The sequence below is a fragment of the Streptomyces sp. NPDC051684 genome (assembly GCF_044453445.1).
Lineage (GTDB): Bacteria > Actinomycetota > Actinomycetes > Streptomycetales > Streptomycetaceae > Streptomyces.
The window spans coordinates 143,282-159,202 of record NZ_JBITCS010000016.1; the positions used below are offsets into that span (position 1 = coordinate 143,282).

The following is a 15,921-nucleotide window of genomic DNA, read 5'->3' on the forward strand; positions in this document are numbered from 1 at the left end:
CGCTCGTGACGGTCTACATCGACCCGCCGAACTGGCCGGGGCACGACCGCATGTGGTCGCACCTGGTCAGCGATGTCTCCTACGACGAACTGCACGCGTTCGCCGAACGGTTGGGGGTGCCGCCGCGCGCCTTCGAGCGCGACCATTACGACATCCCGTCGCACCGGTACGCGGACGCGGTGCGCGCGGGGGCGGTCGAGATCGGCTCGAAGGAACTGGTCCGCAGACTCACGGAGGCGGGTCTGCGGAGGCGGAAACGCGGGTGATCCCGGCTGTCGGCCGGTGACCTCGGGCCCCGTCGGCGATGTCAGGCCTCGCCGGCGCTTGAGGCGCGGAGCCCCGCGACGTCGGACACGCTCCCGGTGTCGGCCGCGGCCACGGCCCCGGACCCCGTCACGACCTTCGACCGCGTCCGCCGGTGCAGCCGCAACGACACCACCGTCGCCGCGAGCGCCACGACCGTCATCGCGCCGCCGGCCCACGCCGTGGCCGGATACCCGAGCCCCGCGTCGATGACCGTGCCGCCGAGCCACGGCCCACCCGTGTTGCCCAGGTTGAACGCGGCGGTCGTGGTGGCACCCGCCAGCGTGGGCGCGGCGCCCGCGACGTTGAACATCCGGGCGTTGAGGGCCGGCGCCGTGTAGAACGCGGAGAAGCCGAGCAGGAACGACAGCAGCACCGCCGCCACGGCGAAGTGGCCGAGCACGGCGAGCGCCGCGAGGAACACCGTCGAGGCGGTGATGCCGGTCAGCAGCACCCCGAAGAGGTGCGCGTCGGCGATCCGCCCGCCCAGCGTCGTACCGGCGAGGGCGCCGAGCCCGAACAGGGCGAGGACGGCCGGGACCCAGCTCTCGGCCAGCCCCGCGACATCGGTCAGCAGCGGCGAGAGATAGCTGAACGCGCAGAAGACGCCACCTGCGGCGAGCGCGGTGACAGCGATCGAGAGCCACACCTGACGGTCGGCGTAGATGCTCAACTCCCGCTTCAGGCGCGGCCGCTCGGCGGGCAGCGGGATCTTCGGCACGAGCGTCACGATGCCGACGAGGGCGATGGCGGAGGCGACGCCCACCGCCCAGAACGCGGCGCGCCAGCCGAGCCCGTCGCCGAGGAACGCGCCCGCGGGGACGCCGAGCACGTTCGCGATCGACAGGCCGCCGATCATCACGGCCATGGCGCGGGCCCGCTGGTTCACCGGCACCATCGCGATGGCGACCGCCGCGCCGACCGCCCAGAAGCCGGCGCAGGCGAGGGCGGAGACGACGCGGGAGGCGAACAGGACCGCGTAGGTCGGGGCGAGCGCACCCGCGACCTGGCCGAGGCCGAACACCGTGATGAGCGAGATCAGGGTGGTCCGGCGGGGCAGCCGCAGCGTCGCCACGGCCAGCAGCGGGGCGCCCACCACCATGCCGATCGCGAAGGCCGAGATCAGCAGCCCGGCCTGCGGGATCGTGACGTCCATGTCGTCGGCGACCGCGGGGAGGATCCCGGAGAGCATGAACTCGCTGGTCCCGAGGGCGAAGACGCTCAGGCCGAGGATGTAGACGGCCAGCGGCATCCGGGCGTTCGAGCGGGGGGCTGGGGAGTCGGGGGAGTCTGGACTGGGCTGTGGGGACATGTAAGGAGCCAACCTGGGCGTGACAGGTGGCATTCCCGGACCGGCGGCCCGTCGAGAACCGTTCGTACGCCGTTCACACGCAGCGCGGCACGTACTGCTTCAGTGACTGCTTCAGTGACTGCTTCAGTGACTGCTTCAGGGAGTGAGCAACTCCAGCTCGGCGGTCAGGTTCTCGCGGGCGGCGGACTCCCAGTGGGACCTGCCGTGCGGCGTGCGGAACAGCCGTGGCAGACCGAGGAGCTGACGCAGCACCCCGGCGCGCCCCTCGCGGAACGCCTCGTCCGGCACGAAGGCGTACTCCGCGCGGACGGCCTTGGTGTACGCGGCGTACGCGGGGGCGGGCGCGGCCAGGATCGCCAGGTCGGCATCGCACAGCGCCTCGCCGTCGGTGTCGTCCTCGTCCGGGTCGTGGGTGACGGTGAGCAGGACGAGACGGGCCACCTCGGCGACGGCCCCGGGCGCCAACCCGGCCTCCGTCAGGGCGCGTTCGGCGAGGGCGGCGGACCGCTCCTCGTTCTCCGAGCGGTCGGGCCGGTACACCGCGTCGTGGAACCAGGCCGCGAGCCGTACGAGCTCGGGCCGCTCCGCGTGCTCCGCCAGCACGTCGATGTGGTCGAGCACCGCCGCCAGATGCTCGACCGTGTGGTACTTCCGCTGCGGCTCGGACCACCGGGCCAGGAGATTGTCGGCGTACGGATACGGGTCGAGCTCCGCGTCCGCGGTCGCGGCCCGCAGGGCACGGGCCCAGCGCTCACGCAGTTCCGGAAAGGCCGTGTGGTCGTCGTCCGTCATGGGATCGACCTTAGTACCGCCGAATCAAGCCCCTGTGGCGATTGAGCAGCGGGGCCCGGGGCAGAGCCCCGCGGCCGACGGCCGGTCGACCGCCACTCTCCGGTCGACCGGAAGAAAACCGTTGGATCCCGGCGGCAGCCGTCCCGTACACTCGCCCGTCTGCCCGCCTCCCTGTCCGTCCCCCGGACGGCAGTCCGGAGCGCCGCCGACCGGACGGAAACCGGCCGGGACCTCGCACACGCGTACCCGGAACCGGAGGCAGCACCCCGTGAGCACGTCACCGTCGTCGTCCGCACCCTCGACCTCGCCGCTCGACCGCGAGCGCACGCACCTGGTCTCGTCCCGTTCCGCGCTGCGCGCGATGCGCGAGGACGCGGAGGCGCTCGACATCCGCGACGTCACCGCGAACTGGGTGAACGCCGAGGTGCTCCAGCACCAGATCGACGAGCGGATCAAGGCCCTCGCCGACCTCAGCCACACCCCGCTGTTCTTCGGCCGCCTCGACTATCTGCACGCCCCGGGCGCGGACGTCGCCGAGGGCGCGGAGGGCGAGAAGTTCTACATCGGGCGGCGGCACGTGCACGACGCCGAGGGCGACCCGATGGTCATCGACTGGCGCGCGCCCGTGTCGCAGCCCTTCTACCGGGCCTCCAAGAAGGACCCGATGGACGTCGCGCTGCGCCGCCGTTTCGGTTACACGGGCGGCGACCTCACCGCGTACGAGGACGAGCACCTCACCGACCCGACGGAGGCGGAGCAGACCAGCAAGCTGCTCCAGCAGGAGATCGAGCGGCCGCGTGTCGGCCCGATGCGCGACATCGTTGCCACCATTCAGCCGGAGCAGGACGAGATCGTCAGGAGCGGGCTCGCCGGATCCGTGTGCGTGCAGGGCGGTCCGGGCACCGGAAAGACGGCGGTGGGCCTGCACCGCGTCGCGTATCTCCTCTACGCGCACCGGGAACGTCTCGCCCGCACGGGCACCTTGGTGATCGGGCCGAACGCGTCCTTCCTCCACTACATCGAGCAAGTGCTGCCCGCACTCGGCGAGTTGGAGGTCAAACAGGCGACGGTAGACGACCTCGTCGCGCACGTGGAGGTGCGCGGCGTCGACGATCCCGCCGCCGCGCTCGTGAAGGGCGACGCGCGGATGGCCGAGGTGCTGCGGCGGTCGCTGCGCTCGCACATCGCGCTGCCGGGCGAGGGGCTCGTGGTGGTGCGCGGTTCACGCCGCTGGCGCGTCGCTTCCTACGAACTGGAGGAGATCGTACGGGAGTTGATGGCGCGCGACATGCGGTACGGGGCGGCGCGCGAGGCGCTGCCGCAGCGGATCGCGCACGCCGTGCTCGTGCAGATGGAGCGGGCGGGCGAGGCGCCGGACGACCGGGTGCAGAACGCGGTGGCGCGCAATGCCGCCGTGAAGGCCGTGGTCAAGGAGGTGTGGCCGGCGGTCGATCCGGCGAAGCTGGTGCTGCGGCTGCTGTCGGACGCGGACTTCCTCGCCGAGCACGCGGCCGGGCTGCTCGACGAGGACGAGCAGAAGACCGTGCTGTGGGCGAAGCCCGCGCGGAGCGTGAAGAGCGCCAAGTGGGCTGCCGCCGACGCGGTGTTGATCGACGAGGCGATGGATCTGATCGGGCGGACGCACTCGCTGGGGCACGTGGTGCTCGATGAGGCGCAGGACCTGTCGCCGATGCAGTACCGGGCGGTGGGGCGGCGCGCGACGACGGGTTCGGTGACGGTGCTCGGGGACCTCGCGCAGGGGACGACCCCGTGGGCGACGCGGAGCTGGGACGAGGCGCTGTCCCACCTCGGGAAGGCGGACGCGGTCGTGGAGGAGCTGACGGCGGGCTTCCGCGTGCCGACGGACGTCATCGCGTACGCGTCCCGGCTGCTGCCGGACATCGCGCCGGGGCTCGCGCCCGTGGCCTCGGTCCGGGAGAACCCCGGGGACTTCGAGGTGCGGCCGGTGGGCGGGGACGGGGACGTGGTGGCGGCGTGCGTGGAGGCGCTGCGCAACGAGGGGTCGGTCGGGCTGATCGCGGCGGACGCGCGGTGCGGGGCGCTGGCGCTGGCCTTGGCGGAGGCGGGGCTCGGGTATCTCGCTCCCGGCGAGGAGACGACGGCGGACGCCCGGCTGACGCTGGTCCCGGCGTCGCTGGCCAAGGGCCTGGAGTACGACTACGTGGTCCTGGACGAACCGGCGGCCGTGGTCGACGGCGAGCCGGACGAACGCACGGGCCTGCGGCGCCTCTACGTCTCGCTCACGCGCGCGGTATCCGGCCTCTTGGTAACCCACACGACTCCGCTGCCGCCGCAACTGGGCTGACCGTGGCCGGTGCCGCCCACCCTGTTGCGCGGCACCGGGGGCCGCCTTGCCCACCCTGCCGCCCAAGGCGGCAGATTGCCCAAGGCGAGACGGCATCGGCCTGCACCGGCACATCAAGCCCCGCCGGCGATTGAGGCGCGGGGTCCGGGGCGGAGCCCCTAGCCGTCCAGCGCCTCCCGCCACACCCGCACCGCATCCGCCGAAACCGGAGCCGACCACCCCGCGGGGCGACTCGCCCCGCCGATGTGGAACGCCGACACCCCCGCCGCCCGCAACCCCGGCACATGGTCCAGACGGAGTCCCCCGCCCACCAGGATCTGCTGCTCGTACCCCGGCTCCCCGGCCGCGGCGCGCCCCGCCTCCGCGAGCAGCACGTCGAGCCCCGCATCGACCCCGTCCGCCGACCCGGCGGTGAGGTACGTGTCGAGCCCCGGCAGATCGGCCAACTGCTTGCGCAGCGCGTCACGGCCGGCGGCCCGGTCGATCGCCCGGTGGAACGTCCAGCGGCAGCCGTCCAGCTCCGCCACGAGCGCCTCCACCGCCGCCAGGTTCGGACCGCCCTGCTCGTCGAGGAACCCGAGCACGAACTCGTCCGCCCCCGCCGCCCGCAGCGCCTTCGCGGCCCGTACGAGCGCGCCGGTGTCGCCCGCCGCGAACCCGTCGGTGAGCCGCAGCATCACGCGCAGCCGGATGTCCACGGCCTCGCGGATCGCCGAGAAGGTCTCGACGGACGGCGTGAGCCCGTCCGCGGCCATGTCCGTGACCAGCTCGAGCCGGTCCGCACCTCCGGCCCGGGCGGCGACCGCGTCCTCGGCGTCGAGGGCGATCACCTCCAGGAGTGCACGCTCGCTCATGGGGCTCCTGTCACGGTGTAGATAGGTCTAGTCCAATGTCCCCAGACTACGCCGCGTGCACAGTGAACGCAGCCGTCCTGACCTCTCCGTCGTGCTTGAAGTCCAGGAAGAGCCGGTAGGTCCCGGCGCTCGGCGCGGTCGCCGTGAAGGAGACCTCGGGGCCGGGCCTGCCTTCGTGCGGGTGAACGTGAAGATACGCCAGGTCACCGGAGCGCAGGGCGACGAGGTGCCCGTACGCGCCGAGGTACGGCTCCAGATCGGTGACCGGCTTCCCGTCCTTGGCGACGCTCAGCGTCAGCTCGCTCGCGCGGCCGGCCTTCAGCTCCCCGTCGACCTTCACCTCGTAGCCGTCGGTGACCTTCGCCGTCGTCGCGTGCTCCGGCAGCGGGGCCGGCGCGTACGCCCCGGCGACCCCGAGGTTCGCGCCGAGGGTGAGCCCCTCCTTCTCGCCGCGCGGGGTGAAGTCCGCGAAGACCCGGTAGTCGCCCGCCTTCGGGAGCGAGACCGGCGTGGACCAGGTGCCGTCCGTGGCCCGTACGGGATGCAGATGGCGGTAGGCGGTCAGGTCCTGGGAAGCGACGATCAGGTGCAGCTCCTTGCCGTGCTCCTTCTTGTACGAGGTCAGAGGCTTGCCGGTGGAGTCCTTGCGGACGGTGAACCGGATCTCGCCCGTGCGCCCCGCCAGTCGGTCCTTCTCCAGGTCGAGCGTGTGGCCGCGCTCGGAGACCTGGAGCCCGCCGGGCGTGACGTCCGAGGCCGGGGCGGTCGCCCCGCCGTGCTCGCCGTGGCCGCCGTCCGGTGTCGCCTCCTTCCGCTCCTCCTCGTGGCCGTGCCGCGGGGCCGGCCGGTCCTCGGCGGTGACGGGGGCGACCCCGGCGCCCACCCCGTACGCGGTGCCGAAGGTGGCGGCGACGGCGGCGGCGAAGGCGGTGATCTTCAGTCCGGTGTGCATGACGGCTCCTCGGCTGCTGGTTGCCGGTCGACCCGGCGGGCGTAGTCACGAAGATACCCCTAGGGGGTATCAAGTCAAGTCGGCTCTGCCCTTGCGAATCGATACCCCCTAGGGGTATAAATGGATCTCGTCACGGGTTACCCGCCCCGGGTACTCTTTCACCAAGGAGGCACCATGTCGGCGCAGACCGTCGCCCCACCGGGACAGGTGGAACTCGCCATCGGCGGCATGACCTGCGCGTCGTGCGCCGCCCGCATCGAGAAGAAGCTGAACCGCATGGACGGCGTCGAGGCGACCGTCAATTACGCGACCGAGAAGGCCAAGGTCACCTTCGACGACGGCGTCGGTGTCGCGGACCTCATCGCCACCGTCGAGGCGACCGGCTACACGGCGCACGAGCCCACGCCCCCCGCCGCGCAGGAGGACGGGGAGTCCGCGGACGCCGAGGACGACGAGCTGCGGCCGCTGCGCCAGCGCCTGATCACCGCCGTCGTGCTCGCGGTCCCCGTGATCGCGATGGCGATGGTCCCGGCCCTGCAGTTCCAGTACTGGCAGTGGCTGTCGCTCACCCTCGCCGCGCCCGTCGTCACGTACGCGGCCTGGCCCTTCCACAAGGCGGCGTTCACGAACGCGCGGCACGGCGCCGCGACGATGGACACGCTGATCTCGGTCGGCACCTCGGCCGCGTTCCTGTGGTCGCTGTGGGCGCTGTTCTTCGGCACGGCCGGCGAGCCGGGCATGACGCACCCCTTCGAGCTGACCATCGCGCGCAGCGACGGCGCCGGGAACATCTACCTGGAGGCCGCCGCGGGAGTCACCGCCTTCATCCTCGCGGGCCGCTACTTCGAGGCGCGCTCCAAGCGCAAGGCGGGCGCCGCGCTCAGGTCCCTGCTCGAACTGGGCGCCAAGGACGTCACCGTTCTCCACGAAGGCGGCCACGAACAGACCGTCCCCGTGGGTGACTTGAAGGTCGGGGACCGCTTCCTGGTGCGGCCCGGCGAGAAGATCGCCACGGACGGCACCGTCGTCGAGGGCTCCTCCGCAGTCGACGCCTCCATGCTCACCGGCGAGTCCGTGCCGGTCGAGGTCGCGGCCGGCAGCCCCGTCACCGGAGCCACCCTGAACATCGGCGGCCGACTCGTCGTCGAGGCCACCCGCGTCGGCGCCGACACCCAGTTCGCCCGGATGGCCAAGCTGGTCGAGGACGCCCAGAACGGGAAGGCCGCGGCCCAGCGGCTCGCCGACAAGATCTCCGCGGTCTTCGTCCCGGTCGTCATCGCCCTCGCCGTCGCCACGCTCGGCTTCTGGCTCGGCAACGGCGCGGGGCTGACCGCCGCGTTCACCGCCGCCGTCGCCGTACTGATCATCGCCTGCCCCTGCGCCCTCGGGCTCGCGACGCCCACCGCCCTCATGGTCGGCACGGGCCGCGGCGCCCAGCTCGGCATCCTGATCAAGGGCCCGGAGGTCCTGGAGACCACCCGTCAGGTCGACACGATCGTCCTCGACAAGACCGGAACCGTCACCACCGGCCGGATGACCCTGCTCGACGCGCACACCGCCGAGGGCGTCGAGCGCGCCGAGGCGCTGCGCCTCGCCGGGGCCCTGGAGCACGCCTCCGAGCACCCGATCGCGCAGGCCGTGGCGGCGGGCGCGGCCGCGGAGGTCGGCACGCTGTCGACGCCCGAGGACTTCGTGAACGTCGCGGGCCTCGGCGTCCAGGGCGTCGTCGACGGGCACGCGGTGCTGGTCGGCCGTGAGCAGCTGCTGACGCAGTGGGAGATTTACCTCACCGAGGCGCTCGCCAAGGCGAAGGCCGAGGCCGAGGCGGCCGGGCGGACGGCGATCGCCGTGGCCTGGGACGGTGAGGCGCGCGCGGTCCTGGAGGTCGCCGACGCGGTCAAGGAGACCAGCGCCGAGGCGATCGAGCGGCTGCGCGGGCTCGGGCTCCGGCCGGTGCTGCTGACCGGGGACAACGAGGCCGTGGCCCGCTCCGTGGCCGCCGAGGTCGGCATCACGGACCCGGCGGACGTCATCGCCGAGGTGCTCCCGCAGGACAAGGTCGACGTCGTCAAGCGCCTTCAGGGCGAGGGGCGTTCGGTGGCCATGGTCGGCGACGGCGTCAACGACGCGGCGGCGCTCGCACAAGCCGACCTCGGGCTCGCGATGGGCACGGGGACGGACGCGGCGATCGAGGCCGGCGACCTCACCCTCGTACGCGGTGACCTGCGGGCGGCGGTCGACGCGATCCGGCTGTCGCGGCGGACGCTGAACACCATCAAGAGCAACCTGTTCTGGGCCTTCGCCTACAACGTGGCGGCGCTGCCGCTCGCCGCGGCGGGTCTGTTGAACCCGATGATCGCGGGGGCGGCGATGGCCTTCTCCTCGGTGTTCGTGGTCGGCAACAGCCTGCGGCTCCGCCGGTTCAAGGGGCAGGTTTCGTAGGCCCGGTGTCGTAGGCCATGTGGCTCCTGCCCCACGAGGGCAACCTGGACCTCCACCTCCCGTGGTGGCAACAACCCTTGGCGTCCCCGTACACCCTGGTCGCCTGCACCGTGCTCTGGGCCTAGCGCCCTCATCACTGCCGCTCAAAGCGGTGGGCGGATCAAGCCCCGCCGGCGATTGAGGCGCGGGGTCCGGGGCGGAGCCCCGTGGCGTAGGAACGGTCGGCCGCAACAGGAGCGACGGGTCAGCTCTCCGCGAGGAGGTCGTCCGCGTCGACGATCCGGTACGCGTACCCCTGCTCCGCCAAGAACCGCTGCCGATGCGCCGCGAAGTCCTGGTCGATGGTGTCCCGGGCTACGACGGAGTAGAACCGCGCCTCGTGCCCGTCCGCCTTCGGCCGCAGCACCCGCCCGAGCCGCTGCGCCTCCTCCTGCCGCGAGCCGAACGTGCCGGACACCTGGATCGCGACCGTCGCCTCCGGCAGGTCGATCGAGAAGTTGGCCACCTTGGAGACGACCAGCACCGAGATCTCGCCCTCCCGGAACGCGTCGAACAGCTTTTCGCGCACCGCGTTCGTCGTCTCGCCCTTGATCACCGGCGCGTCCAGGTGCTCGCCCAGCTCGTCGAGCTGGTCGATGTACTGCCCGATGACGAGCGTCTGCTCCCCCGCGTGCTTGCGGACCAGCGCCTCCGTCACCTTCTGCTTCGTGGCCGTCGTCGCACAGAACCGGTACTTCTCCTCGGCCTCGGCGGTCGCGTAGGCGAGCCGCTCGGAGTCCGTCAGATTGACCCGCACCTCGACACAGTCCGCCGGCGCGATGTACCCCTGCGCCTCGATCTCCTTCCACGGAGCGTCGAACCGCTTCGGCCCGATCAGCGAGAACACGTCGGACTCGCGCCCGTCCTCACGTACGAGCGTCGCCGTAAGACCCAGCCGCCGCCGCGCCTGAAGGTCGGCCGTGAACTTGAAGACCGGCGCGGGCAGCAGGTGCACCTCGTCGTACACGACGAGCCCCCAGTCACGGGAGTCGAACAGCTCAAGGTGCGGATACACACCCTTCCGCTTCGTCGTGAGGACCTGGTACGTCGCGATGGTGACCGGCCGGATCTCCTTCTTCGTACCGCTGTACTCACCGATCTCGTCCTCGGTGAGCGAGGTCCGCTTCACGAGCTCGTGCTTCCACTGCCGCGCGGAGACGGTGTTCGTGACGAGGATCAGCGTGGTCGCCTTCGCCTCGGCCATGGCCCCGGCGCCGACCAGCGTCTTACCGGCGCCGCACGGCAGCACGACGACACCGGACCCGCCGTGCCAGAAGTTCTCGACGGCCTGCTTCTGGTAGGGCCGCAGCGACCATTCGCTCTCGTCGAGCGCGATCTCGTGCGCCTCCCCGTCCACGTACCCGGCGAGGTCCTCGGCGGGCCAGCCCAGCTTCAGCAGCGTCTGCTTGATCTGGCCGCGCTCGGAGGGGTGCACGGCGACGGTGTCGGCGTCGATCCGGGCGCCGACCAGCGGCTGGATCCGCTTCGAGCGGAGGATCTCCTCAAGGACCGGCCGGTCGGTGCTGGTGAGGACGAGCCCGTGCGCCGGGTGCTTGCTGAGCGTGAGGCGGCCGTAGCGGTCCATCGTCTCGGCGATGTCGACGAGCAGCGCGTGCGGCACGGGGTAGCGGGAGAACTCCACCAGCGCGTCCACGACCTGCTCCGCGTCGTGCCCGGCGGCCCGCGCGTTCCACAGCCCGAGCGGCGTCACCCGGTAGGTGTGGATGTGCTCGGGAGCCCGCTCCAGCTCGGCGAACGAGGCGATGGCCCGGCGGCAGGCGTCGGCCTGCTCGTGGTCGACCTCGAGGAGCAGGGTCTTGTCGCTCTGGACGATGAGTGGACCGTTCACGTACGCACTTCCTTCCGCACGGGCCAAACCTCCAGTGTGCCGCATCCCGGCAGACGGGTGGCGTCACTGGTCGGAGAGCTCCGCCACCCCCGTCACGCGGTGCAGCGGATACGTGCGGACCTCGTCGGCCGTGTGGTCGTACGCCGTGACGAAGCCGCCCTCGACGCGGACGGGGGCGATGACGCGCTGGCTCGCGGCGCCCTCCGCGTTGACGTAGCCGATCCAGAGGGCCTCGCCGGTGAGGACCGCGGCCTGCATCGTGGCGAGGGTCTCGGCGGAGCCGGTGCGCGGCAGCTCGCCGTTGCCGGGGTGGGCGGGGGCCTGCTTGCGCGGCGCGGTGGAGGCGGCGTCGCCCGCGCGGATCGCCCGCAGCGCCGCGTCGATGAGCGTGTCGTCGGGCAGCGGCGGGCCGTCCGGGACCGGGTCGGGCGCGGTGCGCGCCGGGGTGCGGTGGGCGTGCGCGCGGGCGATCAGGACGTCGCCCTCGGGGGTCTCGGCGGCCGGGGCGAAGCCCATGGAGCGCAGGCCTTCGAGGAGCGTGCCGGGGTCGGCCTGGGCCGCGAGGACGGTCGGCGCGAGGCGGCGCAGGCGCAGGGTTGCGGACCGCTTGTCCGCGAGGATCTCGCCGAGCACGGCGTCGTCGTCGCAGCGCACGTACGCGGAGGCCGCGCCGATCCGCAGGTGGCCGTGGCGGCGGGCGACGTCGTCGATGAGGTACGCGAGGGGCTGCGGGACGGGCGTACGGGAGTGCTCGGTGAGGAAGGTCTGGAGGTCGGATGCGGTGCGGCCGGCGTCGAGCGCGCGGCGCACCGAGCCGGGCGTGAAGCGGTAGACCGTCGCGCCGCCCTTCGACTCGACGTCCGCGAGCACGGAGAGCGCGTCCGCGAGCGGGCGCTCCAGTGGGCCGGGCGCGACCGCCGTGAGGTCGGCCTGGAGGAGGACGTGGTCGAGCGGTTCGGGGAGCAGCGGCGCGAGCAGCTTCGCGGCGCGGGCGGCGGTGACAGCCGCCTCCGCGGGGGTGAGGGGGTGGTGGTGTGCGCCCGCCGTTGACGTGGGGTCGGCCGGGGTTGAGGTCGCGGGGCTCTGCCCCGGCCCCCGCTGCTCAATCGCCGCAGGGGCTTGAGGTGGCGGGGCTTGATGGGTGAGCAGCGCCCGGCCGTGCGCGGACAGGGCGCCGCGGCCGGTGATGCCGAGGAGTTCGGCCTCGGCGAGGGTCCACTGGGCGAGGCGGGTGCGCAGGTCGAGGGTGGCGGGGGAGGGGCGCTCCCAGGTGAGGCGTTCGACGACGGAGTCCGGCTCGGGGGACGCGCCCTCCGGCAGTTCACCGAGCAGCAGGGCGAGGACCCGGCTGCGTACCTCGGGGGCCGCCGAACGGTCCAGGTGCGGGCCGAGGGCGGACAGCGTGCGGTCCTTGCCGTCGCGGCCGCCGACGAGTCCCGCGGTGCGGGTCGCCGGGAGCCAGGCCGCGACCAGCCGCTCCCAGCGCTCGGCGGGCGGCAGCAGCACCCACTCGTCGTACGCGGGTGTGGCGGCGTACCGCTCGTCGGCCTCGCCGTCGGAGGCCAGCAGGCCCGCGGCGTAGGCGAGTTCGACCCAGAAGGCGGCGGTCGGCTCGGGGCTGTCGAGGGCGACGGCGGTGCGCTTGAGGTCGCGGACGCTGAGGCCGCCCGCGCGTAGAACGGCGGGTCCCCCCTCGTCCCAGTCCTTCAGCAGCTCCTCGACGGTCGACACCGCCGTGTACGCCTCGGCGGCGGCGGTGGCGTCCACAACCTGTGGACGGTGCGTCGCCTTTTCCCGTACGGGGGGTGCGAGCGGCTGGAGTTCGCGGTGCGCCCGGCCGCCGCGCAGGTGCAGGGCCGCCTCGCGGGGCAGCACCACGGTGCCGGGGGTGGTCGGTACGAGCAGGCCGCGGTCGAGCAACCACCGCAGATGCGCCGCCGGTTGGGCCGTGACCTGGCCGTACGGTGGGCCCCACACCAGCCGGTTCAGTACGTCGACGGATTCGGCCGGCGCCTCGTCGAGCAGCGCCGACATCCGGGGCGGGTCGGTGAACAGGGCGGTGAGCGCGGCGATGGCCGACACGGGGTCGTGCGTGGACGGCAGGCCCGCCGCCGCGACGATGTCCTGCACGCGGCCCGGCGACATCCCGGACGTGGCCTCGGCGACGGTCGGGCCGAGGCCGGTCGGGGACGGGTGCTGGGGGGTGGGGGCGAGCAGTTCGCGGGCGGTGCGGACGAGGCGCAGCTGGTCGCCGTCGCCCCAGGCGAGGGCCTGGCCGCGCAGCGTGCCGACGGCGCGGGGCAGCGCGGCGGCGGAGTCCTCGCCGGGCAGGAGGGTCTCCAGCGTGTCGTACGTCGTGGGGTCCGGGGCCACCGCGAGGGCCTGCGCCACCTGTTGTGTGTACCGGTCCAGGCGGTCGAGGGCGCGGATCACCGAGGCGCGGGTGCCGGCGCGGGTGGCGAGCTGCGTCATGTCGTTCGGCACGGGGCCGAGCAGATCGGGGCGCGAGCGCAGGAGCGCCGCGAGGGACCCGTCGTCGCGCGCGCGGAGCGCTTCCGCGAGGGAGCGGGGTGCTGCCGCGGGCGTCTGCTCGTCGCTGCTCATCCCACCCACGGTAGCGGGTGCGGTTGCCGTGCCCCTTTGTTGCGGTTTGCCGGGGTGGACGCGTTTGACGTGTTGCGGTCGCCGGGGTGGGAGATGGGCGAGGAAACTGGCCCGGTTCCCGGTTCCCGGCACGGGCGCAGGCGCGGCCCCCGGCCCACCCCGCACCCGCCGCCCCGGCCCACCCGCGACCACCCGGGCCCCACCGCCCCCACCCCACCCGCGACCACCAGGGACCGGGAAGCGGTCCGCCGAATGCATTCGCGATACCGTCGGAACGTCAACAGCGCCACCCCGGAGGGGACTTCGTGGGGATCGAGAGTGATCAGATCGTCTTCGACTACCTGAGCAAGGTCGGAGACCTGGCCCAGTCGCGGCAACTGCCGTCGTCGGCCCGCATGCGCCTCGTCGCGGACCTCCGCACCGAGATCGACCGGCGCCGCGCGGCGGGCGGTGCCGAAAGCCCCGCCGCCGTACGGAGGTTGATCGGCCGGATCGGGACCCCGGACCAGATCGTCGCCGGCGCGAAGGACGGCGACGGCACCTATGACTTCGGCGACTCGGGCGGCGACGAGCCCGACCAGGGCAAGGGAACCCTCGGCCGGATCGTGCCGAAGACCCGCGCTCCCCGCGCCTCTCGTGCACCCCGCGTACGCCGCAAGGCCGTTCCGGACGAGCCACCCGTGGACGCCGACGACGGCCCCGCCCCCGTCCACCTCGCCGGCACCGACGAACTGGGCACGATCGAGACCGCCGACTGGTGGCGCGCCGGAGGCAGCGGCGTACCGGGCGCCGAGGTCGACGACGTACCGGGATTCGTCGGAGGCATCGAGATCCCGGACATACTCAAGCCGCCGGGAGCCGACCGCGGCCCCGACCTCCGCAAGCGCCCCATCCCCGAACCGGCCAGGACCAAGGAGCAGTACGCGGACGACGCGGACGACGGAGACGAGGACGAGGACGGCGGCGTCGACGACGGCGCGGCCCCCGGCTCCTCCTGGGCCCGCCGCCTGATCCGGCCCCGCCGCGGCCCCCGCACCCCCCGCGCCTCCTTCGGCCGCTCCTTCACCCAGCCCTTCCTGCTGCTCGCCGCCGTCGCCCTGGTCGTCGGCGCCGTCCTCGGCAACGTCCTCGTGCTGTTGATCGGCTGGGCCGTCGTCTACCTGTCCCGGCAGCTGACCCTGGGCCAGAAGAAGTGGGCGGTGTTCGGCCTGCCGGCAGTCGCCGTGCTCGGCGGCATCGTCTGGTTGTGGGGGCGCGGCGACGGCCGGTGGGGCGATCCGATAGCCGACGGCCGGTTCAGCGGCGCGCTCGACGAGACATGGCCGTGGGTGCTGCGGTGCGCGGCGTTCGCCTCCGCGCTCTACCTGGTCTGGCGGGCACGTTCCCCCAGGCTCTAGAGCCGGCCCTCAAACCCCCAGATCCGACCGCACCTCGGAGAGGATCTGCTCGGCCGCCGTGTAGCCGACGCCCTGGGCCCACAGCTCGTCGCTGACGTTGTAGACCCGGCTGTCCCGCACCGCCCTGATGCCGCGCCACTGCCCGCTCGTGGTGGCCTCCGCGACCTTGGCCAGGCCCGCGTTCCCGTACGTCGACGTGAAGATCGCGTCCGCGTCCGCCTGCCCGATCCGCTCGGGCCCCACGTCGTACGAGAGTCCGCCCCTGGCCTGCCTGGTGATCGCGGGGCGGCCGAGGCCCACGTCGGACAGGACCGTGGCGGCGGGGGTCCGCCCGCCGAAGATGCGGATGTCGGAGCCCGCGACGAACCGGACGACGTTGACCTCGGTCCGCGCCGCCGCGCCCGCCCCGCCGACGGCCTTGGTGACGGCGGCGACGTGCTTCTTGTACGTGGCCGCGACCTCCCGCGCCCGCGTCTTCTCGCCGAGCGCGTCGGCGTGTACGCGGAAGTTCCGCTTCCACGCGTCGTCGGCGGCCCCGGTGAGGACGGTGGGCGCGATGGCGGTGAGCTGCTTGTAGCGCCGGCCGTCGTGGGCCTTGTCGCCGATGATCAGGTCGGGCTTCAGCCCGGCGATCTTCTTGAGGTCGGGGCTGTTCCGCTCGCCGACCTCGGTGATGCCCTTGGTCTTCGCCGCGGGCAGGTAGGAGAGGAAGGGCTGCTCGGCGCCCGACCCGGTGGCGCCCACGGGGCGTATGCCGAGGGTGATCGCCGAGTCGAGCCCGGCGGCGTTCAGGACGACCACGCGCTCGGGACCGTTCTTGACCTTGACGCCGCCCATGGCGGTGTCGACCGTGTGGCTGCCGGAGGCCTTGGCGGCGGGTTTGGCGGCGCTGTCGTCGTCGTCCGAGCCGCAGGCGGAGAGGGCGAGCGCGAGGGAGAGGGCGAGCGCGGCACCGAGGGCGGGGCGGGTGTGGTTCATGGGCGCCCATGGTGCCCCTGGGATCGCCTGTGGGGAAGCCGTCCCCGTCGACGATCGGCTTCGGGGGAGCTGG

General features: G+C 73.1%; 11 protein-coding genes. 4 read left to right on the forward strand and 7 right to left on the reverse strand.

Annotated elements, in window-relative coordinates; genetic code table 11:
• Positions 1-5: 5 nt before the first annotated feature.
• Positions 6-266 carry a DUF4031 domain-containing protein gene (locus ACIA8D_RS20860; protein WP_399234172.1) on the forward strand — a complete coding sequence of 87 codons (261 nt, stop codon included), beginning with the start codon at positions 6-8 and terminating at the stop codon, positions 264-266.
• Between the two features lie 41 nt (positions 267-307).
• Here ACIA8D_RS20860 and ACIA8D_RS20865 read toward each other — a convergent pair whose 3' ends face one another.
• On the reverse strand, positions 308-1,555 hold the full coding sequence (locus tag ACIA8D_RS20865) for a Cmx/CmrA family chloramphenicol efflux MFS transporter (protein WP_399234255.1): 1,248 nt from the start codon (positions 1,553-1,555) through the stop codon (positions 308-310).
• 195 nt (positions 1,556-1,750) lie between these two features.
• Positions 1,751-2,407, reverse strand: a complete 657-nt coding sequence (locus tag ACIA8D_RS20870; protein ID WP_399234174.1) for a hypothetical protein — start codon at positions 2,405-2,407, stop codon at positions 1,751-1,753.
• A 361-nt stretch (positions 2,408-2,768) separates the two neighbouring features.
• On the opposite strand from ACIA8D_RS20870, the gene ACIA8D_RS20875 reads away from it, so the two are divergent.
• Positions 2,769-4,733 (forward strand): HelD family protein, encoded by a 1,965-nt coding sequence (locus ACIA8D_RS20875; RefSeq protein ID WP_399234257.1) that lies wholly within the window; start codon positions 2,769-2,771, stop codon positions 4,731-4,733.
• 158 nt (positions 4,734-4,891) lie between these two features.
• Here the strand turns inward: ACIA8D_RS20875 and ACIA8D_RS20880 are convergent, their stop codons facing one another.
• Positions 4,892-5,587 carry a copper homeostasis protein CutC gene (locus ACIA8D_RS20880; RefSeq protein ID WP_399234176.1) on the reverse strand — a complete coding sequence of 232 codons (696 nt, stop codon included), beginning with the start codon at positions 5,585-5,587 and terminating at the stop codon, positions 4,892-4,894.
• Between the two features lie 46 nt (positions 5,588-5,633).
• On the reverse strand, positions 5,634-6,539 hold the full coding sequence (locus tag ACIA8D_RS20885; protein WP_399234178.1) for a hypothetical protein: 906 nt from the start codon (positions 6,537-6,539) through the stop codon (positions 5,634-5,636).
• Between the two features lie 174 nt (positions 6,540-6,713).
• On the opposite strand from ACIA8D_RS20885, the gene ACIA8D_RS20890 reads away from it, so the two are divergent.
• Complete coding sequence (locus ACIA8D_RS20890; protein ID WP_399234180.1) at positions 6,714-8,981, forward strand: heavy metal translocating P-type ATPase; 2,268 nt, start codon at positions 6,714-6,716, stop codon at positions 8,979-8,981.
• Between the two features lie 244 nt (positions 8,982-9,225).
• Here the strand turns inward: ACIA8D_RS20890 and ACIA8D_RS20895 are convergent, their stop codons facing one another.
• On the reverse strand, positions 9,226-10,869 hold the full coding sequence (locus ACIA8D_RS20895; RefSeq protein WP_399234182.1) for a DNA repair helicase XPB: 1,644 nt from the start codon (positions 10,867-10,869) through the stop codon (positions 9,226-9,228).
• A gap of 63 nt (positions 10,870-10,932) precedes the next feature.
• On the reverse strand, positions 10,933-13,473 hold the full coding sequence (locus ACIA8D_RS20900) for a helicase-associated domain-containing protein (RefSeq protein ID WP_399234183.1): 2,541 nt from the start codon (positions 13,471-13,473) through the stop codon (positions 10,933-10,935).
• A gap of 305 nt (positions 13,474-13,778) precedes the next feature.
• Here ACIA8D_RS20900 and ACIA8D_RS20905 point away from each other — a divergent pair, with 305 nt between their 5' ends.
• Positions 13,779-14,870, forward strand: coding sequence for a hypothetical protein (locus ACIA8D_RS20905; protein WP_399234185.1), 1,092 nt, complete (start codon positions 13,779-13,781; stop codon positions 14,868-14,870).
• 9 nt (positions 14,871-14,879) lie between these two features.
• Here ACIA8D_RS20905 and ACIA8D_RS20910 read toward each other — a convergent pair whose 3' ends face one another.
• Positions 14,880-15,848 carry an iron-siderophore ABC transporter substrate-binding protein gene (locus tag ACIA8D_RS20910; protein WP_399234187.1) on the reverse strand — a complete coding sequence of 323 codons (969 nt, stop codon included), beginning with the start codon at positions 15,846-15,848 and terminating at the stop codon, positions 14,880-14,882.
• Between the last annotated feature and the right edge of the window lie 73 nt (positions 15,849-15,921).